This is a genomic window from Micromonospora sp. NPDC018662 (genome assembly GCF_044391475.1).
GTDB lineage: Bacteria > Actinomycetota > Actinomycetes > Mycobacteriales > Micromonosporaceae > Micromonospora.
This window is the reverse complement of sequence record NZ_JBISAC010000008.1, coordinates 1-24,819: the sequence shown is the minus strand read 5'-3', so window position 1 is coordinate 24,819 and position 24,819 is coordinate 1. Positions and strand designations below refer to the sequence as shown.

17 protein-coding genes and 2 rRNA genes are annotated in these 24,819 nt (G+C 73.2%); 5 read left to right on the top strand and 14 right to left on the bottom strand.

The genetic code is table 11. From position 1 onward, the window contains the following. Positions 1–102 precede the first annotated feature (102 nt). From ACH495_RS21955 to ACH495_RS21930, 6 genes are all read right to left on the bottom strand, one after another. Entirely contained in the window at positions 103–3,255 is a 3,153-nt protein-coding gene (locus tag ACH495_RS21955) for an Rne/Rng family ribonuclease (RefSeq protein ID WP_396859583.1), read from the bottom strand. Between the two features lie 130 nt (positions 3,256–3,385). Beyond that, positions 3,386–4,105, bottom strand: a complete 720-nt coding sequence (locus ACH495_RS21950) for a TIGR03936 family radical SAM-associated protein (protein WP_396859833.1) — start codon at positions 4,103–4,105, stop codon at positions 3,386–3,388. Between the two features lie 247 nt (positions 4,106–4,352). Continuing rightward, positions 4,353–5,597: a S8 family serine peptidase gene (locus tag ACH495_RS21945; protein WP_396859582.1), complete on the bottom strand. Its 1,245-nt coding sequence runs from the start codon at positions 5,595–5,597 to the stop codon at positions 4,353–4,355. A gap of 10 nt (positions 5,598–5,607) precedes the next feature. Continuing rightward, positions 5,608–7,062, bottom strand: coding sequence for a hypothetical protein (locus tag ACH495_RS21940; protein ID WP_396859581.1), 1,455 nt, complete (start codon positions 7,060–7,062; stop codon positions 5,608–5,610). A gap of 13 nt (positions 7,063–7,075) precedes the next feature. After that, the gene (locus ACH495_RS21935) at positions 7,076–7,513 is read right to left on the bottom strand and encodes a hypothetical protein (RefSeq protein ID WP_396859580.1); all 438 of its coding nucleotides are present in this window, start codon (positions 7,511–7,513) and stop codon (positions 7,076–7,078) included. 169 nt (positions 7,514–7,682) lie between these two features. After that, positions 7,683–9,668, bottom strand: a complete 1,986-nt coding sequence (locus tag ACH495_RS21930; protein WP_396859579.1) for a TIGR03960 family B12-binding radical SAM protein — start codon at positions 9,666–9,668, stop codon at positions 7,683–7,685. Between the two features lie 211 nt (positions 9,669–9,879). Here ACH495_RS21930 and ACH495_RS21925 point away from each other — a divergent pair, with 211 nt between their 5' ends. Continuing rightward, positions 9,880–11,667, top strand: coding sequence for a hypothetical protein (locus tag ACH495_RS21925; RefSeq protein WP_396859578.1), 1,788 nt, complete (start codon positions 9,880–9,882; stop codon positions 11,665–11,667). Positions 11,668–11,679: 12 nt separating this feature from the next. Here the strand turns inward: ACH495_RS21925 and ACH495_RS21920 are convergent, their stop codons facing one another. Both ACH495_RS21920 and ileS read right to left on the bottom strand, forming a co-directional pair. Further along, a complete protein-coding gene (locus ACH495_RS21920; RefSeq protein ID WP_396859577.1) occupies positions 11,680–12,372 on the bottom strand; it encodes a lysophospholipid acyltransferase family protein in 693 nt (230 codons plus the stop codon). Between the two features lie 154 nt (positions 12,373–12,526). Continuing rightward, the gene (gene ileS / locus ACH495_RS21915; protein ID WP_396859576.1) at positions 12,527–15,673 is read right to left on the bottom strand and encodes an isoleucine--tRNA ligase; all 3,147 of its coding nucleotides are present in this window, start codon (positions 15,671–15,673) and stop codon (positions 12,527–12,529) included. A gap of 433 nt (positions 15,674–16,106) precedes the next feature. Between ileS and ACH495_RS21910 the strand changes: the two genes are divergently transcribed. Both ACH495_RS21910 and sigJ read left to right on the top strand, forming a co-directional pair. After that, positions 16,107–16,547 (top strand): carboxymuconolactone decarboxylase family protein, encoded by a 441-nt coding sequence (locus ACH495_RS21910; RefSeq protein WP_396859575.1) that lies wholly within the window; start codon positions 16,107–16,109, stop codon positions 16,545–16,547. Next, positions 16,544–17,428: an RNA polymerase sigma factor SigJ gene (gene sigJ / locus ACH495_RS21905; protein ID WP_396859574.1), complete on the top strand. Its 885-nt coding sequence runs from the start codon at positions 16,544–16,546 to the stop codon at positions 17,426–17,428. The genes ACH495_RS21910 and sigJ overlap by 4 nt, the downstream gene beginning before the upstream one ends. 29 nt (positions 17,429–17,457) lie before the next feature. Here sigJ and ndk read toward each other — a convergent pair whose 3' ends face one another. After that, positions 17,458–17,883: a nucleoside-diphosphate kinase gene (ndk, locus tag ACH495_RS21900; protein ID WP_396859573.1), complete on the bottom strand. Its 426-nt coding sequence runs from the start codon at positions 17,881–17,883 to the stop codon at positions 17,458–17,460. Positions 17,884–18,027: 144 nt separating this feature from the next. Here ndk and ACH495_RS21895 point away from each other — a divergent pair, with 144 nt between their 5' ends. Continuing rightward, a complete protein-coding gene (locus ACH495_RS21895) occupies positions 18,028–19,278 on the top strand; it encodes a VOC family protein (protein ID WP_396859572.1) in 1,251 nt (416 codons plus the stop codon). 21 nt (positions 19,279–19,299) lie between these two features. Here ACH495_RS21895 and ACH495_RS21890 read toward each other — a convergent pair whose 3' ends face one another. Genes ACH495_RS21890 through ACH495_RS21880 form a run of 3 tightly spaced genes read right to left on the bottom strand, consistent with a single transcriptional unit; the run spans position 19,300 to position 23,629 of the window. Beyond that, complete coding sequence (locus ACH495_RS21890) at positions 19,300–19,674, bottom strand: DUF4233 domain-containing protein (RefSeq protein ID WP_396859571.1); 375 nt, start codon at positions 19,672–19,674, stop codon at positions 19,300–19,302. Next, positions 19,671–21,014, bottom strand: a complete 1,344-nt coding sequence (locus ACH495_RS21885; protein WP_396859570.1) for a bifunctional folylpolyglutamate synthase/dihydrofolate synthase — start codon at positions 21,012–21,014, stop codon at positions 19,671–19,673. Before ACH495_RS21885 ends, ACH495_RS21890 begins: the two co-directional genes overlap by 4 nt. After that, a complete protein-coding gene (locus ACH495_RS21880; protein WP_396859569.1) occupies positions 21,011–23,629 on the bottom strand; it encodes a valine--tRNA ligase in 2,619 nt (872 codons plus the stop codon). Before ACH495_RS21880 ends, ACH495_RS21885 begins: the two co-directional genes overlap by 4 nt. Positions 23,630–23,698: 69 nt before the next feature. Here ACH495_RS21880 and ACH495_RS21875 point away from each other — a divergent pair, with 69 nt between their 5' ends. Then, the gene (locus ACH495_RS21875) at positions 23,699–24,376 is read left to right on the top strand and encodes a hypothetical protein (protein WP_396859568.1); all 678 of its coding nucleotides are present in this window, start codon (positions 23,699–23,701) and stop codon (positions 24,374–24,376) included. A 45-nt stretch (positions 24,377–24,421) separates the two neighbouring features. Here ACH495_RS21875 and rrf read toward each other — a convergent pair. Together rrf and ACH495_RS21865 are read right to left on the bottom strand one after the other, a co-directional pair. Then, positions 24,422–24,538, bottom strand: a 5S ribosomal RNA gene (rrf, locus tag ACH495_RS21870). 79 nt (positions 24,539–24,617) lie between these two features. Beyond that, a 23S ribosomal RNA gene (locus tag ACH495_RS21865) occupies positions 24,618–24,819 on the bottom strand; the annotation flags it as partial.

Here is a 24,819-nt window from a genome sequence, read left to right as displayed (position 1 = left end):
CGGCCGGCCCGACCGGGGGTCGACGGGGAAACGGCAGGGCCCCTGCTCCGGCACTCTGTTGCCGGAGCAGGGGCCCTGTCAAACGCCACGCAGGTCAGCGGCTCACGGCCGGGTACGCCGCCGGGCGCCGCCACGCCGGGACCGCCGTCGCGGGGTGCCACCGTCGGCGCCCTCGTCGTCGGCCTCGCCGTCACCGAGCGCGTCCGGGTCGTCGGAGGCCGCCAGCCGGGCCGAGTCGCCCTCCTGGCTGTCCGCGACCGCCGGGGCGGCCGGCGTGTCGGCGGCGAACCGGGACAGGTCGTAGCCCTGGGTGTCGTAGTAGTCGTCGGCGGGGGCCTCGACCACCTCGGCGACGGTCCGCTCCGGCTCGGCGGCGGCCGGCGGCTCCGGCGCGGCCTCCACGGCGGGCTTCTCCGCGGCGGCCTTGCGACCCCGGCGGCGACCCTTCTCCTCGACCGGCGCGACCGCGGAGGCGACCGCCTTGACCTTCTCCCCCGCGCCGACGGCACGCGGCTTCTCCGGCACCGGCTCGGTGTGGATCACCACGCCCCGGCCCTTGCAGCACTCGCAGGTCTCGCTGAACGCCTCCAGCAGGCCCGCGCCGATCCGCTTGCGGGTCATCTGCACCAGGCCCAGCGAGGTGATCTCGGTGACCTGGTGCTTGGTGCGGTCCCGGCCCAGGCACTCGGTGAGTCGGCGCAGCACCAGCTCGCGGTTCGACTCCAGCACCATGTCGATGAAGTCGATCACCACGATGCCGCCGAGGTCGCGCAGCCGCAGCTGACGCACGATCTCCTCGGCCGCCTCCAGGTTGTTGCGGGTGACCGTCTCCTCCAGGTTGCCGCCGGAGCCGGTGTACTTGCCGGTGTTGACGTCGACGACTGTCATCGCCTCGGTCCGGTCGATCACCAGCGACCCGCCGGAGGGCAGGAAGACCTTCCGGTCCAGCCCCTTGAGGATCTGCTCGTCGATCCGGTACTCGGCGAACACGTCCGCGACGCCGGCGTGCCGGCGCAGCCGCGCCACCAGGTCCGGCGAGACGTGCGACAGGTACGACTCGACCACGTCGTACGCCGACTCACCCTCGATGACCAGCTCGCGGAAGTCCTCGTTGAAGAGGTCCCGGACCACCCGGATGACCAGGTCCGGCTCCTCGTAGAGCAGCACCGGGGCGCCGCCGGAGGCGGCCTTGGCCTGGATGTCGTCCCACTGCGCCTGGAGTCGCTTGACGTCCCGGGCCAACTCGTCCTCGCTGGCGCCCTCGGCCGCGGTCCGGACGATCACCCCGGCGCCGTCCGGCACCAGCTTCTTGAGGACGTCGCGCAGCCGCTTGCGCTCGGTGTCCGGCAGCTTGCGGCTGATCCCGGAGGCGTTGCCGTTGGGCACGTAGACCAGGTGCCGGCCGGAGAGCGCGACGTGACTGGTCAGCCGCGCGCCCTTGTGCCCGATCGGGTCCTTGGTGACCTGCACCAGCACCGGGTCGCCGGAGCGCAGCGCCTGCTCGATCGACCGGGCCCGGCCCTCCAGGCCGGTGGCGTCCCAGTTGACCTCGCCGGCGTACAGGACGGCGTTGCGCCCGCGCCCGATGTCGACGAAGGCCGCCTCCATGCTGGGCAGCACGTTCTGCACCTTGCCCAGGTAGACGTTGCCGGCCATGGTGCCCGACGAGTTGCGGGTCACGTAGTGCTCGACCAGCACGCCGTCCTCGAGCACCGCGATCTGGGTGCGGTCGCCGCGCTGGCGCACCACCATCGTCCGGTCGACCGCCTCGCGGCGGGCCAGGAACTCCGACTCGCTCAGGATCGGCGGCCGGGTACGCCGCTGCTCGCGACCGTCCCGGCGGCGCTGCCGCTTGGCCTCCAGCCGGGTCGACCCGGAGACGCCCTGCACCTCGTCGACCGCCTTGCGCGGCTCACGGATCTTGACGACGGTGGGTACGCCGTCCTCGGTGGCGGTCTCCGCCTCCCCCGCGCCCCGACGACGACGCCGACGGCGGCGACGGGTCATCCCCTCGCCCTCGGCGTCCTCGTCGCTCTCCTCGGCCTCGGCGTCGGCCGCCTCCGTCGTACCGTTCTCGTCCTCATCGGCCTCGTCGGCGCCGCCCTTGCCCCGGCCACGGCCCCGGCGGCCACGACGCCGGCGGCGGCGACCCTCGGCGGTGTCGTCGTCGTCCTCGGCGTCGGTGGACTCGTCGGCCTCGTCGGCCGGCTCCTCCTCGACCGCCTCGGGCTCGACCTCGGCCTCCACCGGCTCGGCCTCCCGACGGCCGCGACGGCGACGCCGGCCGGTCTCGACCGGCTCCTCCTCCACCGCCTCCTCGACGACCGGGTAGGTGACCCGGACGGCCGGGACCTCCTCGGGCTGCGGGGGCATGAACAGGACGGTGGGCGCGGAGAGCGCGGCGCGACGCCGGCGGCCGGTGGCCGGCCGGTCCTCGGCCGCCGGCTCGTCCGCCACACCCGGCACCGCGGCGCCGGTCGACACCACGCCGGTGGCGTCCGCCGGACCGCCGGCCCGGGCCAGGTCGGCCTCGGCGGTACGGCGCGGCGCGCGCGCCGTCTTCCCGGTACGGCGCGGCGCGCGCTCGGTCTCGGCGACCTCGTCGGTACGGGACAACCCGCCGACCTCGCCCCGGGTGGGCTCGTCCACGGCGTCCTCGCCGACCGCGTCCTCGTCGGTGTCGAGCGGGGCCCGGCCCTCGGCGATCTCGTCCGCGCCGCCCGGGACCGAGACAGGTCCGTCGACCACGGCGGCGGCCTCGGCGACCGGCGACGGCGCGGCGGCCTCGGCGGGCGCCTCGGTCGGCGACTCGGCGACCGGCGTCGGCTCGGCGGCGGGCGGGGTCGGCTCGGCGGCGGGCGGGGTGGCCTTGCGGCGGCGGGTCCGGGTGACCTTGACCGGCGGCACCACCTCGTCCGAGGCGGCCTGCACCTCGGCGGCGGCCACCGGCTCCTCGGTCGCCTTCGCCGGGGTCGCCTTGCGGCGCCGGCGGGTGGTCTTCGGCGCGGCCTCCAGCTCACCGGCCACCGGCGCGAACACCTCGGCCTGCGGCGACTCGGCGCTACCGGTGGCCGCGGCGGACGCCTCGACCGGCGCGTCGGTCTGCTCCGGCTGGTTGAGCGGAGCCGCCTTGCGGCGGCTGGCCCGCTTGCGGGCCGGCGGCTTCGCCTCGGCGGCGCTGTCGGTGCTGGTGGCGGTCGGGTCGGCCGGCTCGGCGCCGGTCCGTTCGCCGCCCTCGGGCTCGTTCTCGAGCATGGACGTTCTCCAGTTCTGGCTGCCCCGGGCGCGGGTGAGCGCTGCCACGCAGGGTTGCCGCAAAGGTGTTTCCGCCGGGCGCGCAGGTGCGCGACCGCCGAAGTCTGCCTGCCAGAGCGCTGACCGTCGGTCAGTGCCCTCCGATGGCTGCCCCGTCGCGATCCGCGTCCAACGGATCGACGATCTCGCCCTGCGCGGTCAGCGTGCCCTGCGCCAGCCGAATCACCTTCGGAGTGACCGGCGGCTCCAGGTCGGCCACCACGCGGAGGCCGGAAAGGACGTCATCGGGTCGCACGGACGGGGTGACCTGCCGCACGACCAGTTCGAGTATCGCACACGGTACGGCCGCCGCTCCGGAAGGCGTCTCAGCCGACACCAGCGCATCGATGGCGATCACGGCGGCGCGGGCGTCGAACGTGCGCCGGCCCTGCTTGGTCATCCGCTCGACCTGGATCTCCTCGGCGGCGGTGAAGGCCGCCACGGCCGCCCGGAGCACGTCCGGATCGACCTCCGGCAGCTCGATGCGCCAGTGCGACGCCTCGATCCGGTCGGCCAGGCTGCCGCCGGTGGCCTGGACCGCCTCGAGCACGTCGAGCCCGGGCGAGAGCGCGGCGTCGAGGGCGGCACGGAGGCGCTCCGGGTCGACCGGCTCGCGCAGGCCGATCTCCAGGTACTCGGCCTCGCTGGCCACGCCGGTCGGCGCCGCGGAGGCATACGAGATCTTGGGGTGCGGCGTGAAACCCTGGGAGAACGCGATCGGTACGCCGGCCCGACGCAACGCGCGCTCGAAGGCCCGGGCGAAGTCCCGGTGCGAGGTGAACCGCAACGGTCCACGCTTGGCGTACCGGATGCGGACCCGCTGGACGACGGGCGCCTGGCCGCCCTCGGGTTGAGGCTTTCTGGCGATCGTGAACTCCTCGGCTGTGCCTGCGTGTCCGTCCCATCCTGGCGCAGCCCCCACCGCCTCCCACACCCACCCCACCCCTACCTCGCCGATCATGAGGTTGGCGGCGAGTTCGATCTCCGAAAGCGCCGCCGACCTCATGATCGACCGGGGGGCCGGGGTCCCTGGGGTGGGTGGGTGAGTGGGTGGGCTGTCAGGGGCGGTTGGCGCCGGGTGGGGCGGGTTCGTCCATCCAGTCGAGCACGTCGTCCGGGATCTGCGCCGCCCGGGCCAGCTCACGGCGGTGCCGACGCCGGTTCCCGACCAGGAACACCACCAGCGCCAGCAACACCACCAGCGCCACCGCGATGCCGATGCCGACCACCATCACCTGCTGGTCGGTGGGGCCGCCCCGGTCGCCGTACTTCGTCACGTCGAAGTTGTCGTCCTCGGCCGCCCGTGGCGGGGCCGCAGCACTCGCCGAGGCCGGGGCGAGCAGCGGGTTCGCCGAGACCGACGGCACGTCCGCGGTGAGCGCCGCCACCGGGTCGATCCGGCCGAAGCCGAAGCGCGGGTCACGGCCCGACGGGCCGGCGTCCCGGGCGGTGCGGATGATCCGGTTGATCACCTCGGGTGCGGAGAGCTCCGGGTACTTCGCACGGATCAACGCCGCGACGCCGGAGACGATGGCGCTGGCGTCGGAGGTGCCGTCACCCCAGCCGTAGCCGTGGTCGCGGCCGGCGTTGTAGATCCCGTCCGCCGGCGCGGCGACCACCGCCTCCGGCCCCTGGGCGGAGCCGGACCAGAAGCCGCCGCCACGGGTGGTGCCGGTCACCGCGATCACGCCGGGGATCCGGGCCGGCGAGGCGATGTCCACGTCGCCCGCCTTGAGGTTGCCGCCGGCGGCGACCACGACGACGTCGTGCTCCAGCGCGTACCGGATCGCCTCCTCGTCGTCCGGGTCGGGCGCGCCGGCCCGGCCGAAGGAGAGGTTGAGCACCGTCGCGCCGCCGTCGACCGCCATCCGGATGCCCAGGGCGGACGCGCCGTCGGGGATGGTGCCGGGGCCGGGCTCCTGCTTGATGGGCAGGATCCGGGCGTCCGGCGCGATGCCCTCCACGCCGTCGCCGACGTTGACCGCCGCGATGATGCCGGCCATGTGCGTGCCGTGGCCGTGCGGGTCCTCCCGGCCGTCGCCCCGGGCGCCGTAGCTGCGGTCGCCGGGCAGCACGCGACCGCGCAACGCCGGATGGGTGGCGTCGACGCCGGTGTCCACCACGCCGACCACCACCCCGCGCCCGGTGGAGATCTGCTGTGCCCGGTCGATGCGCAGCTCGTCCAGGTACCACTGCTCGGCCCGGCGCGGCGCGGCGACCACCGGTTGGGCCGCCCCCAGCACCATCAGCCCGGCCAGCAGGCCGGCCGTCACCGGCCGGAGCGCGCCGACGTACACCCTCATCCGTCCGTCCTCATCGCAGGATGCCCGGGGACGCACCGTCACCGGCGCCCCACGGATCGTCGTCCTCAGTCAACCACGACGAGTGCTCTCCCCCGCCGCCGTGACCGCCGCCGCCGTGGCCGCCCATCATCCCGCCGCCCATCATGCCCCCGCCGGCCATGCCGCCGCGCGGGCCGCCCACACCCGCGCCGGTCGCGTTGCGCAGCGCGCTGGCGGCGCTGGTCAGCGGCGGGACCTTGCCGTTGCCGCCGCCGACCATGCCGGGCAGCGCACCCACGCCCATCCCGCCGGCCGCGCCGAGACCACCGCCGCCGAGGCCGCCGGCGGAACCCAGCCCGCCGCCACCGCCGAACCCGCCGCCACCGCCACCCACCGTGCTCAATCCACCGCCACCACCGAAGGTGCCGCCCGGACCACCGGTCGTGATCGTGCCCGGCCCGCCCGCGCCGGCCAGGCCGGTGCCGTAGTCGTGGTCACCCGAGCCCGGGTAGCCGCCACCGGTGACCGGCGGCACGTACGAGCCGGCGCCGCCGGTGTGGCCGCCACCGAGGTCGACGCCGCCCGTGGTGGACGGCGGAGTGAAGGAGCCGCCGTCGTACGAGCCACCGCCACCCCCGCCGATGCCGGTGCTGCCCAGCGAGGGCATCTTTCCGGCCCCGCCGCCGCCACCGCCACCGGGCAACCCGGTGTCGGGTACGCCGGACGGCGGGACGCGGTTGTCGGGCGTGTAGCCGTCGCGCTCGTCATCGGTCGCAGGCTGGGGCACGACCAGCTTCGGGCGTTCGGTCTCCACCGCGGCGGGCAGCGGCGACATCGCCCGGTTGGCCGCCTCCTGGTTGTCCCGGTACCAGTTGTCCAGGTGCGACTTGGTGTCCCACCAGCCGCCACGCTTCTGGTCGTCGGCGTTGCCGTCGACCTTCATGGTCGCCTCGAGGTCGTCGGCCTTGTCGCGGAACGCGCCGTCGGCGTACAGCGACTGGTTCTGCTGGTAGTCGCTGCGCAACGCGGCGAGGAAACCGGACTGGCTCTCGCCGTCGCGGGCGTCGTCGAGCTCGGTGCCGCCGGGCAGGCTCCACTCGTTCCAGCCGAAGTCGTCCATCAGCGGCACCGGGATGCTGGCCACCGCCTTGCGGATGTCGCCCTCGATCCGCGACAACGCGCCGCCGACGTCGCTGGCGTGGGTGATCAGCTCCTCGATGTCCTTGCCGATGCCACCCAGGTGCTCGCGGTACGCGTCACCGCCGCTGCCCGTCCAGCCGGCCAGCAACCCGGGGAGGCCGCCGCTGTGCGGGCGTTCCTGGCCGGACGCGACCGGGCCGACGAACGAGCGCCCGACCAGTGCGTCGCGCAGATAGCCGAGCCCGGTGGAGAGGTTGTTCCAGCCGACGCCGACCGACCCCACGGTCTCCGGGTCGGCGGCGAGCGTCACCTCCCGGACGCAGCGCTCCCAGGTGCCTCCAGCCATGATCGCCTCTCCCTCAGGCCGGGTACGGGTAGGTGGACTGCTGCCCGGCCTCCGGCGGCGGCGCCGCGGACTCCAGCAGCCGCTCGATCTGCTTGCCGTTGGCGGCGTTGCGGGCCTCGGCGTCGCGGAACGCCTGCGCGATGTCCTCGGTGCCCTGCTTCAGCCCGGCGAGCTTGCTGGAGATGGCCTTGAGATGGGCCTCCATGTTGGCCGTCGACCGGGTCAGCGCCGCCCACTGCATCCGCGCGTCCTCGTACGCGCCGAACGGCGTGCCGTTCGGCACCGCCTGGGCGTTGTTGCTGTCGCCCTTCATCCGCTCCTTGATGCGTTCCATCTCGTAGCCGATGGTGTCGTCGACGTACTGCTTGAGGCGCTCGACGTAGTCGGCGGCGGCGTCCAGGTCCTCGACGCTGACGTGCAGGTCGCCGGTGTCCGGCGGCGTGATGCCCATGGTGCTGTCCTCCCCGCTACCGGCCCCGGCCGGTCCAATACGGACGCAGCGTATCGAGGAAGCACCAGTCGGGGCAGCCCCGCCCGGGCTCCCGGCGGCCGGCGCCCGACACGACGGAGCGCGGGCGCCCCGAGGGGTGCCCGCGCTCCGGTACGCGCGTCGGCCGGCCTCAGCCCTGGGCCGCGGCGGGCTGCGTCAACCCGCCGACCGGCGTCAGCGGCAGCAGCTTCCGGCCGGTCGGGCCGATCTGGATCTCGGTGTCCATGGACGGGCAGACGCCGCAGTCGAAGCAGGGCGTCCAGCGGCAGTCGTCCTGCTCGTACTCGGAGAGCGAGTCCTGCCAGTCCTGCCAGAGCCAGTCCTTGTCCAGACCGGAGTCGAGGTGGTCCCAGGGCAGGACCTCCAGCTCCTCGCGCTCCCGGGTGGTGTACCAGTCGAGGTCCACCCCGTACGTCGGCAGCACCTCGGCCGCCGCGTCCACCCAGCGCCGGTAGGAGAAGTGCTCGCTCCAGCCGTCGAACCGGCCGCCGTTCTCCCAGACCTTGCGGATCACCGCGCCGACCCGACGGTCGCCCCGGGACAGCAGGCCCTCGATCAGCGACGGCTCGCCGTCGTGATAGCGGAAGCCGATCGCCCGGCCCAGCGAACGGTCGCTGTTGATCGCCTGCTTGAGCAGCTTGAGCCGGCCGTCGATGACCTCGGGCGGGGACATCGAGGCCCACTGGAACGGGGTGTGCGGCTTCGGCACGAACCCGCCGATGGAGACCGTGCAGCGGATGTCCTTCGAACCGGTCGCCGCGCGCCCGGCCCGGATCACCTCGTGCGCCATGTCGGCGATCTCGAGGACGTCCTCGTCGGTCTCGGTCGGCAGGCCGCACATGAAGTAGAGCTTCACCTGCCGCCAGCCGTTGGTGTACGCGGTGACCACGGTGCGGATCAGGTCGTCCTTCGACACCATCTTGTTGATCACCTTGCGGATCCGCTCCGACCCGCCCTCGGGGGCGAAGGTCAGACCGGTCCGCCGGCCGTTGCGGGACAACTCCTGGGCGAGGTCGATGTTGAACGCGTCCACCCGGGTCGACGGCAGCGAGAGCGAGACGTTGGTGCCCTCGTACTGCTCGGCCAGGCCGGAGCACATGTCGCCGATCTCGGAGTGGTCGGCCGACGACAGCGACAGCAGGCCCACCTCGTGGAAGCCGGAGAACTCCAGCCCCTGCTGCACCATCTGGCCGACAGTGGTGATCGAACGCTCCCGCACCGGGCGGGTGATCATGCCGGCCTGGCAGAAGCGGCAGCCCCGGGTGCAGCCCCGGAAGATCTCCACCGCGTACCGCTCGTGGACCGTCTCGGCGAGCGGGACCAGCGGCTTCTTCGGGTACGGCCACGCGTCCAGATCCATGGTGGTGCGCTTGTGCACCCGGAACGGCACGTCCGGGCGGTTCGGCACGACCCGCTGGATCCGCCCGTCGGGCAGGTAGTCGACGTCGTAGAAGCGCGGCACGTAGACGCTCTCGGTGCGGGCCAGCCGCAGCAGCAGCTCGTCCCGGCCGCCCGGCGCGCCCTCGGCCTTCCACTCCCGGACGATGGCGGTGATCTCCAGCACCGCCTCCTCGCCGTCGCCGAGCACCGCGGCGTCGACGAAGTCGGCGATCGGCTCCGGGTTGAACGCGGCGTGCCCGCCGGCCACGATCACCGGGTCGGCGGTGGTGCGGTCGGCGGCGAGCAGCGGGATGCCGGCCAGGTCGATGGCGGCGAGCAGGTTGGTGTAGCCCAGCTCGGTGGAGAACGAGACGCCGAACACGTCGAAGTCGCGCACCGGGCGGTGGGCGTCGACGGTGAACTGCGGGACGCCGTGGGCGCGCATCAGCGCCTCCAGGTCCGGCCAGACCGCGTACGTGCGCTCGGCGAGCACGTCGGGCAGCTCGTTGAGCACCTCGTAGAGGATCTGCACGCCCTGGTTGGGCAGGCCCACCTCGTAGGCGTCCGGATACATCAGCGCCCAGCGGACGGTCGCCGCGTCCCAGTCCTTGACCACCGCGCCCAGCTCGCCCCCGACGTACTGGATGGGCTTGGTCACCTGGGGCAGCAACGGCTCCAGCCGGGGCCACACGGAATTGGCCGCGGCCGGGCGCGGCGGTGTCGACGGGGCACTCATGATGCCCAAGGGTACGCGGTCCCCCACCCCGCCTTTCCCGACCGGCACCCTTCACCCGACCGCGTCCCCGTGATCAAGGAGCGGACGCGCGAATCGACGCTCCGGCCGACGCGAACTCCTTGATCAGCGGGCCGGCCAGGGAAGGCGGGGATTCGTCGGGGGTGGCGGGGCGGTACTAACCTCGCAACGGGCGCGAGAGGAGATTGCCGCGATGTCGCAGCCGCAGCCGGGGGCGGGCCGGCCGGCCGACGGGGCCGACAGGCCGTCCGTCACCGAGCCGCCGACCGCCGAACCGACGCCGGCCGACGCCGGGGGCGCCACGCCGCCGTCCCCGCCCGACGCGCCGGAACCGGGAGCTCCGCAGGTGGCGCCCACCGAACCGTCCGCCGAGCCGTCCACGGTCGTCGCGGAGGAGCCGAGCGCCGCCCGAGCAGCCTCGGAAACGGCCCCGGAGGCCGCCGGCGACCCGAACATCTCGGACACCTCAGCCGCCTCGAACACCCCGAACACCTCGGACACGCTGGACACCTCAGCCGCCTCGGCCACCTCGGACACCTCGGACACGGTGGGCAGCTCAGCCGCCTCGGCCACCCCGAACACCTCGGACACCCCGGCCGGGAACGCCCCGGTCTCGACCGTCGCGGAGCGTGACACGCCTCCGACCGGCAACACCGGCACCGGCACCGGCACCGACGCCACCCCGGCCGTACCGGCCGGCCGCGCCCGAGGCTCCGCCACCGTGCCCGGCCGCGCCACCGCACCGCCACCGCCACCACCGGCACCGGCACCGGCACCGGCACCGGCACCGGCACCGGACCCCACCAGGGTCGAGACCGGGCCGAACGCCACCCGCATCGAGACCGGGCCGAACGCCACCCGTGTCGAGAACGCGCCACCGCCGACCCGTGTCGAGCCGCCCGCGCCGAGGTGGAGCGGCTCCGCCGCGGTGCCGCCTCCCCAGCCGCGCCGCCGCGGCTGGGGCGAGTCGGCCGAGCCCACCCCGGTGCCGCCGGTGGACTCCCCCGAGCACGCCACCCCGGTCGACCCGTGGGCGGGCGTGGACACCACCGGCTGGGACCTGCACTCGGTCGACCTGCCGGCGCTGCCCGCGACCATGCCGTACACCGCGCCCTGGCCGGCGCACCCGGCGCCGCACCCCGCCCCGCCGCCGGCCGCGCGGCCGGTGTCACCGCCGGCGCCGGCCCCGCCGTACCCGGGCCCGCCGGCCGCCCGGCCGGTCTCCCCGCCCGCGCACACGCCGCCGTACCCGGTGTCGCCCGTTGCCCGTCCGGTGTCACCGCCGGCGCACACCCCACCGCCGGCCCCGGTCGTCGCCCCCCGACCGCCGAAGCAGGCCCGGCCGCCGAAGCAGCGCCGGGGCGCGACCTCGCCGCCGGTCGCGCCGCCGCCCGGCTGGCAGGCCCCCAAGGGGTACGCGCCGCGCCGTCGGCGGCGCCGCTGGCCCTGGCTGCTGCTGCTCTCCGTGGCGTGCTGTTGCGGCATCCCGCTCTGGTGGGTGCAGCCGCTCTCCAGCCAGTACCCGGCCAGTGCCAGCCTCCCCGACCAGCTCGACTCGATGCAGCTACGGCAGGACGAGCGCAGCCAGGCCGCCGCCGAGGAGCTGAAGAGTCAGGTACGCCAGGCGGACCTGCTCGCCGAGGACACGTTCGCCGGCATCTACGCCACTGACGACGGCAAGCGGGTCACCCTCTTCGGCAGCACCGGTTTCCGGTTCACCCCGGAGTCCGACGCCGAGGCCGAGCTGAAGCGCCTGGCCGGCGACTACGCCCTGCAACCCTCGGTGAGCGTGGACACCGGCGTACGCGGCCGGTACGAGCGCTGCGCGGTCGGCCGGTCGGACGGCGACGCGGTGGTGGTGTGCACCTCGGTCGACCACGGCAGCCTGACCACTGGCGTGTTCACCCGGCTGTCGGTGGACGACAGCGGCCGGCTGCTCAACGACCTGCGGGAGCAGGTGGTGGTCCCGAAGAAGTCCTGACCCGGGGGCGGGTCAGGCGGGCGACTCGCCCGGCGTCTGCTCGGCGCGCTTCGGTGCGTAGCGCGGGACGTACTCCTGGCCGGTGAGCTTCTGGATCTCGGACATCAGCTCGTCGGTCATGGCCCGCAGCGACGTCCGGTCGTCGGGCCGGCCGGTGAAGTCCAGCGGCTTGCCGAACTTGATGGTGATCTTGGCGCGGCCCGGGCGGGGCACCCGCGTCCCGATCGGCTGGGCCTTGTCGGTGCCGGTCACGCCGACCGGGATGATCGGCACGCCGGCGGCCACCGCCAGCCGGGCCGCGCCGGTGCGCCCGCGGTAGAGGCGGCCGTCCGGCGAGCGGGTGCCCTCCGGATAGACCGCGACCAGGTCACCGGCCTTGAGCACCGGGATGGCCGCGTCGAACGCGGACAGCGCCGCCCGGCCGCCGGCCCGCTCGACCGGGATCGCGCCCAGCCCGGTGAGCACGAACTTGGAGAAGCCACCCTTGAGCCCGGTGCCGTTGAAGTACTCCGACTTGGCCCAGAACGCCAGGTGCCGCGGCACCACGGTGCCGAGCAGCAGCTCGTCGGCGACGGAGAGGTGGTTGCCCGCGAAGATCGCGCCGCCGGTCGTCGGGATGTGCTCCAACCCCTCCACGTGCGGACGGAAGGCCAACCGGAGCGAGGGCGCCACGGTGAGCTTGCCGATGGTGTAGAGCAGGGGCACGGGTCCTCCGGCGGTCGTACGCGGAACAGGCGCTGTCACGGTAGCCGACGCCGCCACCCCCGGCCGAGCGGGTGGCCCGCAGTCCACCCGCTCGGTGCGTCGAGGTTAAGCGGGGCCCCTTCCTATACCGAATGCGTTAACAAGGGCCCCCGCCTTACACCCGGCGGACGCTGACCACCACGCGCTCGCCCTCGCCGACCTCCCCGGCGAAGCCGTCGAGCCCGTCGACGAAGTCGATGCTGTCGGCGAGCACCTCCCGCGCCACGACGTCGCGGAACGCGGCGACCGCCGCGCGCACCTCCTCGGAGGCCGACACCGCCACCGTGATCCGGTCCGAGATGTCGAGGTCGGCGTCCCGGCGGGCCTGCTGCACCACCCGCACCACGTCCCGGGCCAGCCCCTCGGCGGCCAGTTCCGGCGTGACAGCGGTGTCCAGCACCACCACGCCCTCACCACCGGGCAGCGGCGCGGAGTGCTCCGCGTCGGCGGCGACCAGGCGCAGCTCGTACTCGCCCTCGGCCAGGGTGACCCCGGCGGCGACCGGGGCACCGTCGACGAGTTCCCACTCCCCCGACTTGACCGCCTTGATCACCTGCTGGACCGCCTTGCCGACGCGCGGGCCGAGCGCCCGCGGCACCACGGTCAGCACCTGCTGGCAGTAGGCCGACACCTCGCCGGTGAGCACTACCTCCTTCACGTTGACCTCGTCGGCGACCAGGTCGGCGAACGGCCGGAGCTGGTCGGCGACCGGCGAGGCCACGGTCAGCGTCGCCAGCGGCAACCGGACCCGCAGGCTCTTCGCCTTGCGCAGCGACAGCGCCGCCGAGGCGACCGCCCGGACGTTGTCCATCGCGGAGACCAGCTCGTGGTCGGCCGGGAACTCGTCCGCCGACGGCCAGTCGGTCAGGTGCACCGACCGCTCGCCGGTCAGCCCGCGCCAGATCTCCTCCGCGGTCAGCGGCGCCAGCGGCGCCACCACCCGGCAGAGCGTCTCCAGCACGGTCCAGAGCGTGTCGAACGCGTCCGCGTCGCCGGCCCAGAACCGGTCCCGCGAGCGGCGCACGTACCAGTTGGTCAGCGCGTCCAGGTAGGACCGGACGGTGCCGCACGCGCCCGAGATGTCGTACGCGTCCATCTGCGCGCCGACGGTCGCCACCAGCTCGTTCGTCTTCGCCAGCACGTACCGGTCGAGCACGTTCGTCGAGTCGGTGCGCCGACGCGCCTGGTAGCCGTCCGCGTTGGCGTAGAGCGTGAAGAAGTACCACACGTTCCACAGCGGCAGCAGCACCTGGCGCACCGCGTCCCGGATGCCCGACTCGGTGACCGCCATGTCCCCACCGCGCAGCACCGGCGAGGACATCAGCATCCACCGCATCGCGTCCGACCCGTACGCGTCGAAGACGTGGTAGACGTCCGGGTAGTTGCGCAGGCTCTTGGACATCTTGCGTCCGTCCGAGCCGAGCAGGATGCCGTGGCTGAGGCAGTTGCGGAACGCCGGCCGGTCGAACAGCGCGGTGGCCAGCACGTGCATGGTGTAGAACCAGCCGCGGGTCTGCCCGATGTACTCGACGATGAAGTCGCCCGGGTAGTGGTGCTCGAACCAGTCGCGGTTCTCGAACGGGTAGTGCACCTGGGCGAACGGCATCGAGCCGGACTCGAACCAGCAGTCCAGCACCTCCGGCACCCGGCGCATCATCGACCTGCCGGTCGGGTCGTCCGGGTTCGGGCGGACCAGGTCGTCCACCGCCGGCCGGTGCAGGTCGGTCAGGCGTACGCCGAAGTCGCGCTCGATCTCGGCCAGCGACCCGTACACGTCGACCCGGGGGTAGGTCGGGTCGTCCGAGCGCCACACCGGGATCGGCGAGCCCCAGAACCGGTTCCGACTGATCGACCAGTCCCGGGCGTTTGCGAGCCACTTGCCGAACGAGCCGTCCTTGATGTGCCCCGGCGTCCAGTTGATCTCCTGGTTCAGCTCGACCATCCGGTCCCGGAACTGCGTCACCGCGACGAACCACGACGACACCGCCTTGTAGACCAGCGGCGTGTCGCAGCGCCAGCAGTGCGGGTACGAGTGGGTGTAGACGTCCTGCCGCAGCACCACCCCCCGCTCCTTCAGCTCCCGGATCACCGGCTTGTTCACGTCGAAGACCTGCTCGCCCTGGTAGGGCGGGACCAGCGCGGTGAACCGGGTGTGGTCGTCGACGGTGACCACGGTCGGGATGCCGGCCGCGTTGCAGGTGTTCTGGTCGTCCTCGCCGAACGCGGGCGCCAGGTGGACGATCCCGGTGCCGTCCTCGGTGGTGACGAACTCCGCGCCGAGCACCTGGTAGGCGTTCGGCCCGGCCGGCTCGACCAGGAAGTCGTAGAGCGGCGTGTAGCGGCGCCCGACCAGGTCCCGGCCGTGCACGGTGCCGACCTGTTCGTACCCCTCCAGTTCCTTGGCGTACGCGCCGAGCCGGGCCGCACCGACCACGTAGCGCTCGCCGTCGCGCTCCAGCACCGCGTACTCGATGTCGGGGCCGACGGCGAGCGCCAGGTTCGACGGCAGCGTCCACGGCGTGGTGGTCCAGACGCCGAGCTTGACCGGCCCGCGCAGCGGCTCCGGCGCGTTCTCGTCGGCGGTCAGCCCGAACCACACGGTCAGCGTCGGGTCGTGCCGGTCCCGGTAGACGTCGTCCATCCGGGTCTCGGTGTTGGACAGCGGGGTCTCGCACCGCCAGCAGTACGCCAGCACCCGGAAGCCCTCGTAGACCAGACCCTTGTCGTGCAGGGTCTTGAAGGCCCACATGACGCTTTCCATGTAGTCCAGGTCGAGCGTCTTGTAGTCGTTGGCGAAGTCGACCCAGCGGGCCTGCCGGGTGACGTAGCGCTCCCAGTCCTGGGTGAACTCCAGCACGCTGGCGCGGCAGGCGTCGTTGAACCGGGCCACACCGAGGTCGAGGATCTCCGCCTTGCTGGTGATGCCGAGCTGTTTCTCGGCCACCACCTCGGCCGGCAGCCCGTGGCAGTCCCAGCCGAACCGGCGCTCCACGTGCCGCCCGCGCATGGTCTGGTAGCGCGGCACCACGTCCTTCACGTAACCGGTGAAGAGGTGGCCGTAGTGCGGCAGGCCGTTGGCGAACGGCGGGCCGTCGTAGAAGACGTACTCGTTCTTGCCGTCCGCGCCGGTCGGGCGGGCCTCGACGCTCGCCTCGAAGGTCTTGTCGGCGGTCCAGTGCTCCAGCACCCGGCGCTCGACCGCGGGCAGGTCCGGGCTCGCCGGGACGCCGGCGCCGGTCGGGTCGTGCAACGGATAGGCCATCGGGGGTCGCTCTCCTCGCGCAGCTCACTCGTCGTGGGTCTGCGAGGACGAACCTCTCCGGGTACGCCGTGCGACGCCCCCGGGCTGGCCCGCGGTACCACCCCGCTTGGCGGTCGAGGTGCGACCGCCCGCTCGTTCGTCGGCTGTGACGGGCCGGACCCGTCCGGTTCTACTGGGCCGGTTGCCCGGCTGTTCTTCCGGAGGCTCGCCGGTGATGGCCGGGTCGACGCCTGTGCGCCCCAGCTTACCCGCCCCACCACCCGCTCCGCCTCCGAGTAAGGAGGGGCCCCCGGTTAACGCATTCCGCATAGCAGGGGGCCCCGCTTAACACCCCTCCCACACCGCGCATGACCGGCGTCACACCGCCGGGCCGTCACGCCGACCGGGCCCGGATCCGTCGTGTGGGCGTACGGACGACACGAGGGAGGCAACGGTGAGACGGATCGACATGGCGGCGGTGGCGCCGGAGGCGTACCGGGCGGTGCTCGGGCTGGAGACCTACATCCGGGGCAACCTGGACCACACCGTGCTGGAGTTGGTGAAGGTGCGGGCGTCGATGCTCAACGGCTGCGCGTTCTGCGTCGACATGCACACCCGGGAGGCGCTGGCCGCCGGCGAGGACAGCCGGCGGCTGTTCGCGGTGGCGGCCTGGCGGGAGGCCCCGTTCTTCGACGAGCGGGAACGGACCGCGCTGGCCCTGACCGACGCGGTCACCCGGCTCGGCGAGCACGGCGTGCCGGACGAGGTGTGGGACGCCGCGGCGAAGGTCTGGTCGGAGCGGGAGCTGGCGGACCTGGTGGTCGCGATCGCCACAATCAACGTGTGGAACCGGATCGTGATCAGCAGCCGGACCCAACCACCGCTCGAGGTGTGACCACCACTGAAGCGGCCGAGTCGGCCGGTGCGCTCACCGCGCACCGGCCGATGCTGCTCGGGCTGGCGTACCGGCTGCTGGGCAGCCTGCACGACGCGGAGGACGTGCTCCAGGAGGCGTACCTGCGCTGGCTCGGCGTGGACCGGGCGGCGGTCGACGAGCCGCGCCGCTACCTGTCCCGGGTGGTGACCCGGCTGGCGCTGGACCGGCTGCGCGCCCGGCAGGCCGCCCGGGAGACGTACGTCGGCGCGTGGCTGCCCGAGCCGGTGCCCACCGACCCGTCGCCGTTCGGGCCGCTGGAGACCGTCGAGCTGCGGGAGACGGTCTCCAGCGCGCTGCTGCACCTGCTGGAACGACTCACCCCGCCGGAACGGGCGGTCTACGTGCTGCACACCGCGTTCGCGCTGCCCTACGCGGAGATCGGCGACATCCTGGACCGGTCGGCGGCGGACTGCCGTCAGCTGCACCACCGGGCGGCGGCCCGGCTCGCCGAGGAGCGGCGGCGCTTCACCGCCGGCCCGGCCGAGCAGCGACGGCTGCTCGACGCCTTCCTCGCCGCGGCGTGCGACGGCGACCTGGCCCGGCTGACCGACCTGGTCGCGGCCGACGCCACCGCCTGGTCCGACGGCGGCGGGCGGATCCGCGCGGCCCGCAAACCGGTGCACGGCGCGGACCGGATCGCCCGGTTCTTCGTCGGGGTCTACCACCACCGCCGCCCCGGGGTCCGGGCCACGCCCGTCGAGCTCAACGGCGCGCCCGCCCTGCTGCTGCGCTGGCCCGGCGGCGCCCGCTACACGCTCGGGGTCACCGCGGCCGGCGGTCGGATCACCGGCCTCTACCTGGTCGGCAACCCCGACAAGCTGACCGGGGTCGGCGGCTGAGCGGACGCCGTCGCCGGCGGGGCGGAGAGTCAGCCCAGCTCGGGGAACCAGAGCGCGATCTCGCGCTTGGCGCTGTCCGTCGAGTCGGAGGCGTGCACCAGGTTCTCCCGGTTCGACAGCGACAGGTCGCCGCGGATGGTGCCGGCGGCGGCCTTGCGACCGTCGGTGCTGCCGATCATCCCGCGGACCACCTCGATCACCTGGTCGCCGACGAGCACCAGGGCCACCAGCGGGCCACCGGTCATGAACTCCTTCAGCGGCGGGTAGAACGGCTTGTCGACGTGCTCGGCGTAGTGCTGGTCGGCGAAGTCGCCGTCCATCGTCCGGCTCACCAGCGCGTCGATCCGCAGGCCCTTGCGCTCGAAACGGGACAGGATCTCACCCACCAGACCGCGGCGCACCGCGTCGGGCTTGATGAGTACGAGCGTCCGCTCTTCCGGGCTGCTGCTGGACACGCTGGTTTCCTCCTGTGCACGAAGCGGGGTCGGGCTGGGTACGGTCAGCGTAGCGACCCGGTCCCGGCGCCGGCGCGGCGGCTGCGTCTTCCCTGGCCCGCCGCGGCGGCCTAGCCTGGCCTTGGAACCCCTGGGAGGTCCACTGTGGCGAATGGCGGGAACCGCACCATCGCGCCGGTACGCAAACTGATCGGCGCGGTGCTGGGCACCGTGGCCGCCTTCGTGACCCTGTTCGGTCTCGGCATGACCAGTTGGGCGATCGTGGCGCTCGGCATCGCGCTGCTGGTGCTCGCCGTCGCCCTGGCGATGGTGCGCGGCGGCGGGCGCACCTGGGTGGTCGGCCTGGGGCACGTGCACAGCGCCTCCGAACCACCCACCCAGTACGCGTTCGGCCGCTGCGAGTTGCAGCTGGTCATCGACGCCCCGGGGCTGCCGCCCCGCTCCAAGAAGATCATCGAGCCACGGGTACCGGTGGCCAAGTGGCCGTCGCTCGGCCAGGCGCTGCCGGTCCGGGTGGCCCTGGACGACCAGCGCCACGTCCGGGTGCTCTGGGACGAGGTGCCCACCCACGCGGAGAGCGCCGCCACGGTCGCCGACCTGCCACCCGAGTACGCCGGGTCGGAACCGCTCGACGAGCCGCTCATCGCGCAGGAGGCGCCGCCGTGGGCCGGGCGCGCCCCGGAGGACGACTTCCGCGACGACTACCCGCCCGCCCCGGACCCGCTGCTGGACGACGTCACGCTGCGCGGCGAGGAACGCGAGCCGGTGGTGATGCACCAGCGGCCCGGCGGCCAGGTCGTGCTGGAGGGCCAACTGGTCGAGCCGACCACGCTCGGCCCGCTCCCGCGCCGCGCGCCGGCGCCCCGCCCGCCGGCCGAGGAGCAGGACCCCGACACGGTGCCTGTGGAGTCGATCGACGTGCCGTTGGACGCCCCGGAGCCCGACGCACCGCCCACCCCGCAGGAACTGGACGAGGCCATCTTCGGCCCGGCCGGCGCCCCCGAGCCGGACGAGCTGGCCAGCCCGATCAGCGGCGTCGGCATCACGCTGCTCGTCACCGACCTGGACCGGTCCGTCGACTTCTACCGCGAGCTGGGCTTCGACGAGATGGACCGGGGCGAGGGCAACGCCGTGCTCTCCTCCGGGCCGACCCGGCTGGTGCTGCGCCGGGTGACCGGGGCCGCCCCGATCAGCCGCCGGCTGGTGCACGTCAACCTGGAGGTCGACGACATCCAGGCGGCGTACGAGCGGCTGCGCGAGTCGGGCGTGCGGTTCACGTACGCCCCGCGCGTGGTCAACCGGGGCACCAAGCTGGAGGTCTGGGCCGCCGCGTTCCGTGACCCCGACGGCCACGGCGTGGCGCTCACCCAGTGGCGCACGCTCGCCGACGCCTGAGCGCAACCCGGCGGGCCGGGCTCAGCCGAGGATGACCCGCCGAACGTGCCATGCGTACGCCCACACCAACGCGAAGATCACGCCGAGCGCGAACAGCGACCAGTGCAGCAGACCGGAGAGCAGCAGCAGCCCCTGGAGCACGGTGCCGGCGTGCCACGCCCAGCCGCGGCGCATCATGCCGGCCAGCACCACGCAGGCGACCGCCAGCGCGACGATCACGCCGATCGCGGCACCGCTCAGATCCCCCCCGACCACCCGGATCGGCTGGATGGCCAGCAGCAGCACCAGCGCCTCCAACGCGAGCGTGCCGGCGCCCAGACCGCGTACCGCCTTGTCCGGGTTGCGCAGCCCGGAGCGGCGCGGTCCGCCCGCGCCTTCCGGCGACGGGCCGGTCATCGCTTGAACAGCCGGCGGGCGTCGGCCACGGTCACCACCGAACCGGTGATCAGCACGCCCACCCCGGCCAGCTCGCCCGGTACGTCGGACTCGGCCTCCGCCACCGCCGCCTCGATGGCGTCGGGCATGTCCCGGGTCACCTGCACCCGGTCCGGCCCGAAGACCTCCCGGGCCAGCTCGGCCAGCTCGTCGACCGGCATCGCCCGGGGCGAGCTGTTCTCCGCGACCACGATCGTGTCCAGCACCGGTTCCAGCAGTTCGAGCAGGCTCGCCGCGTCCTTGTCGCCGAGCACGGCCAGCACGCCGACGAGCTTGCTGAACGCGAACTCCTCCTGGAGCGCGGCCACCGTGGCGGCCATCCCGTGCGGGTTGTGCGCGCCGTCGAGCAGCACCGTCGGCGCGGTACGCACCCGCTCCAGCCGGCCCGGGGAACTGGTCGCGGCAAAGCCCTCCCGGACCGCCTCGACGTCGAGCTGCCGCCGCGCGCCGGCGCCCAGGAACGCCTCGACCGCGGCCAGCGCCACGGCGGCGTTCTGCGCCTGGTGCGCGCCGTGCAGCGGGATGAAGATCTCCTCGTACACCCCGCCGAGGCCCTGGATGGTCAGCACCTGGCCACCGACGGCGACCGCCCGGCGCAGCACCCCGAACTCGGCACCCTCCCGGGCGACCGTGGCGTTGACCTCGGCGCAGCGCTCCAGGATCGGGCGGGCCGCCTCCTCCTCCTGCGCCGCCGCGATCACGGTGGCGCCGGGGTGGATGATGCCCGCCTTGTGCAGCGCGATGTCCTCGATCGTGTCGCCCAGCCACTCGGTGTGGTCCAGCCCGATCGGCGTGATCACCGCGACGCCGGCCTGGATCACGTTTGTCGCGTCCTCCGCGCCGCCGAGCCCGACCTCCACCACCGCGACGTCGACCGGGGCGTCGGCGAACGTGGCGAACGCCAGCGCCGTGGTCAGGTCGAAGTACGTCAGCGGCTCGGCGGAGCGCTGGTCGACCAGCTCGGCCAGCGGCGCGATCTCCCGGTACGTGGACACGAACCGCTCCTCGCTCACCGGCTCGCCGTCCAGGCTGATCCGCTCCCGGACGGTCTCCAGGTGCGGGCTGGTGTAGCGCCCGGTGTGCAGCCCGAACGCCCGCAACAGCGAGTCGATCATCCGGGCCGTCGAGGTCTTGCCGTTGGTGCCGGTCAGGTGGATCGACGGGTACGCCCGCTGCGGGCTGCCGAGCAGGTCCAGCAGGCTCTCGATCTTCTCCAGCTCGAACCGCATCCGGGTGAAGCCGCGCGCGTTGAGCGCGGCCTCCACCTCGACGAACGCGGCGTGGTCGGTACGGTCGCTCACGATGGCAGGGCCTCCAGGGCGGCGTCGATCCGGACCAGGTCCGTCTCGGCCACCGCCAGCCGCTCGCGGATCTTCGCCACCACCGGCTCGGGCGCCTTGCCGACGAACGCCGGATTGTTCAGCTTCGCCCGCGCCTGGGTGGCCTCCTTCTCGGCCGCCGCCCGGTCCTTGGTGAGCCGGGCGCGCTCGGCGGCCACGTCGATCGCGCCACGGGTGTCGAGCGCGACGCTCACCTCGCCCGGCATGGCCAGCGTGGCGGCGGACTGGAAGTCGTCGCCGGGCGCGTCGAGCCGGGCCAACGACCGGATCAGCGGCTCGTGCGCCGCGATGCCCGCGCCGGCCAGGCCGTCGAGCCGGGCGGCGACCCGCTGGGTCGGCCGCAGCCCCTGGTCCGAACGGAACCGGCGGACCTCGGTCACCACCCGCTGCAACGTGGCGACCTCCGCCTCCGCGGCGTCGTCGATGCCGGTACGGTCGACCGCCGGCCACTGCGCCCCCAGCAGCGTCTCCGCGCCGGTCAGCGCGGTCCACAGCTCGTCGGTGACGAACGGGATCACCGGGTGCAGCAGCCGCAGCAACTGGTCCAGCACGTGGCCCAGCACCCGGCGGGTGGCGTCGGCAGCCGGCCCGCCCTCGGCGAGCACCGGCTTGCTCAGCTCCACGTACCAGTCGCAGACGTCGTCCCAGGCGAAGTGGTAGAGCAGGTCGCAGACCTTGGCGAACTCGTACGCCTCGAACTGCTCGTCCACCTCGGCGGTGACGTGCGCCAGCCGGGACAGGACCCACCTGTCGACTGTCGACAGGTCACCGGCCGGCGGCAGCGCACCGTCGGTGTGCGCGCCGTTGAGCAGCGCGAACCGGGTGGCGTTCCAGAGCTTGTTGCAGAAGTTGCGGGAGCCCTGGCACCACTCCTCGCTGACCGGCACGTCCTGGCCGGGGTTGGCGCCCCGGGCCAGCGTGAACCGGGTCGCGTCGGCGCCGAACCGGTCGATCCAGTCCAGCGGGTCGACCACGTTGCCGAACGACTTCGACATCTTCTTGCCGTGCTCGTCGCGCACCATGCCGTGCAGCGCCACCACGTCGAACGGCGGGACGCCGTCCATCGCGTACAGGCCGAACATCATCATCCGGGCGACCCAGAAGAAGAGGATGTCGTAGCCGGTGACCAGCACGCTGGTCGGGTAGAACTTGGCCAGGTCCGGCGTCTGCTCCGGCCAGCCGAGCGTGGAGAACGGCCAGAGGCCGCTGGAGAACCAGGTGTCCAGCACGTCCTCGTCCTGGTGCCAGCCCTCGCCGGTGGGCGGCGCCTCGTCCGGGCCGACGCAGACGATCTCGCCCGCCGGGCCGTACCAGACCGGGATGCGGTGGCCCCACCAGAGCTGGCGGGAGATGCACCAGTCGTGCATGTTGTCCACCCAGGCGAAGTAGCGCTTGGCCAGCTCGGCCGGCTCGATCGTCACCCGGCCGTCCCGCACCGCGTCGCCGGCTGCCTTCGCCAGCGGCCCGGTGTTGACGAACCACTGGAGTGACAGCCGCGGCTCGACAGTCGTCTTGCAGCGCGAGCAGTGCCCCACCGCATGCAGGTACGGCCGCTTCTCGGCGACGATCCGACCCTGCTCGCGCAGTGCCGCCACGATCGCCGGGCGGGCCTCGTACCGGTCCAGGCCCTGGAACGGCCCCGGCGCGGTGATCACGCCGCGCTCGTCCATGATCGTCAGCGACGGCAGGTCGTGCCGCTGCCCGATCTCGAAGTCGTTCGGGTCGTGCGCCGGGGTCACCTTGACCATGCCGGTGCCGAAGCTCGGGTCGACGTGCTCGTCCGCGACGATCGGGATCCGCCGGTCGGTGAGCGGGAGCGCCACCTCGGTCCCGATGAGGTGCCGGTAGCGCTCGTCGTCCGGGTGCACCGCGACCGCGGTGTCGCCGAGCATCGTCTCGGCCCGGGTGGTGGCCACCACGACCTCGTCGCCGTAGCGGATCGAGACCAGCTCGCCCTCGTCGTCGGTGTGCTCGACCTCGATGTCGGAGAGCGCGGTGAGGCAGCGCGGGCACCAGTTGATGATCCGGTTGGCCCGGTAGATCAGCCCGTCGTCGAAGAGCTTCTTGAACATGGTCTGCACGGCCCGGGAGAGGCCCTCGTCCATGGTGAAGCGCTCCCGGTCCCAGTCGACCGCGTCGCCGAGCCGGCGCATCTGGCCGAGGATGGCGCCGCCGGACTCGGCCTTCCACTGCCAGACCCGCTCGACGAACTTCTCCCGCCCGAGATCGTGCCGGGACAGCCCCTCGCCGGCGAGCTGCCGCTCGACCAGGTTCTGGGTCGCGATGCCGGCGTGGTCCATGCCGGGCAGCCAGAGCGCCTCGAAGCCCTGCATCCGCTTGCGCCGGGTGAGCGCGTCCATCAGCGTGTGCTCGAACGCGTGGCCCATGTGCAGCGAGCCGGTCACGTTCGGCGGCGGGATGACGATGGTGAACGGCGGCTTGTCGCTGTCCGCCGACGCCCGGAAGTGCCCGCCGGCTACCCACTGCTCGTACCGTCGCTGCTCTACCTCGCCGGGCTGGTACTGGCCGGCAAGGGTCGGGGCGTCGGGGCGTCGGGCATCCAGTCTCTCGGTCACCCTCAAAGTCTACGGAGCGCTTCCGGAGACCTGACGTGCGCCACCGGTGATTCGCGTACGGTGGCGGACATGTCCGACGCGCATCTCACTGAGCGTCAGGTCGACGGGGGTCACGGTCCGGTCGAGCTGACCGACGAGCCGATCCGACTGAGCCGCCGCGACCCCGCGCTGGAACCCGAACGACGGCCCGTCTCGCGGCGCCGCAAGGTCGTGCTGGCCGCGGTCCTGGTCGCCGGTCTCGCCGGCGCCGGCGCGCTCGGCCTGGGCGGCTGGCGGGTGTTCCAGCAGAAGGACACCGAGCTGACCCAGCCGGCCGGGGTGGCCGGTCTCACCCGTGACGACAGCGACCGGGCCCGCAGCACCGCCGAGTACCTGCGGGACGGATTCGCCGCCGACATCGAGCTGGACCGCAGCTTCGGCACGGTCTACACCGACCCGGCGGACGCGAAGCGGTCGGTGCTGCTGTTCGGCGGCACCACGCTGCTCTGGCAGCCCGAACGGGACCTGGACACGCTCTTCGGCCTGATGGCCGACGAGACCGGCAAGGTGTCAGCGGTACGCGAGGTCGACGCCGGCCGCCTGGGTGGCGTGATGAAGTGCGGCACCACGAGCGGCGACGGCGGTGACTTCGCGGTGTGCGGCTGGGCCGATCACGGCAGCGTGGCGATGGGCATGTTCCCCGGCCGGCCGGTCGACGACGCCGCGACGCTGTTCCGGAAGATCCGCGAGGGCGTGCAGCGTCGGTGAAACGCAGTCAGGGCCACCCCGAAGGGTGGCCCTGACTGGAAGATTGTCCGGCGGTGTCCTACTCTCCCACACCCTCCCGAGTGCAGTACCATCGGCGCTGGAGGGCTTAGCTTCCGGGTTCGGAATGTAACCGGGCGTTTCCCCTCCGCCATGACCGCCGTAACTCTATGAACATATGAACCAACAACCCACACGGGTTTGGTGTTTGTTCAGAGTTGCACAGTGGACGCGTAGCAGCTTAGTAGTCAAGTCCTCGGCCTATTAGTACCGGTCAACTGAACCCGTTACCGGGCTTACATTTCCGGCCTATCAACCCAGTCGTCTAGCTGGGGGCCTTACCCCACCAAAGTGGGTGGGATACCTCATCTTGAAGCGAGCTTCCCGCTTAGATGCTTTCAGCGGTTATCCCTTCCGAACGTAGCTAACCAGCCGTGCCCCTGGCG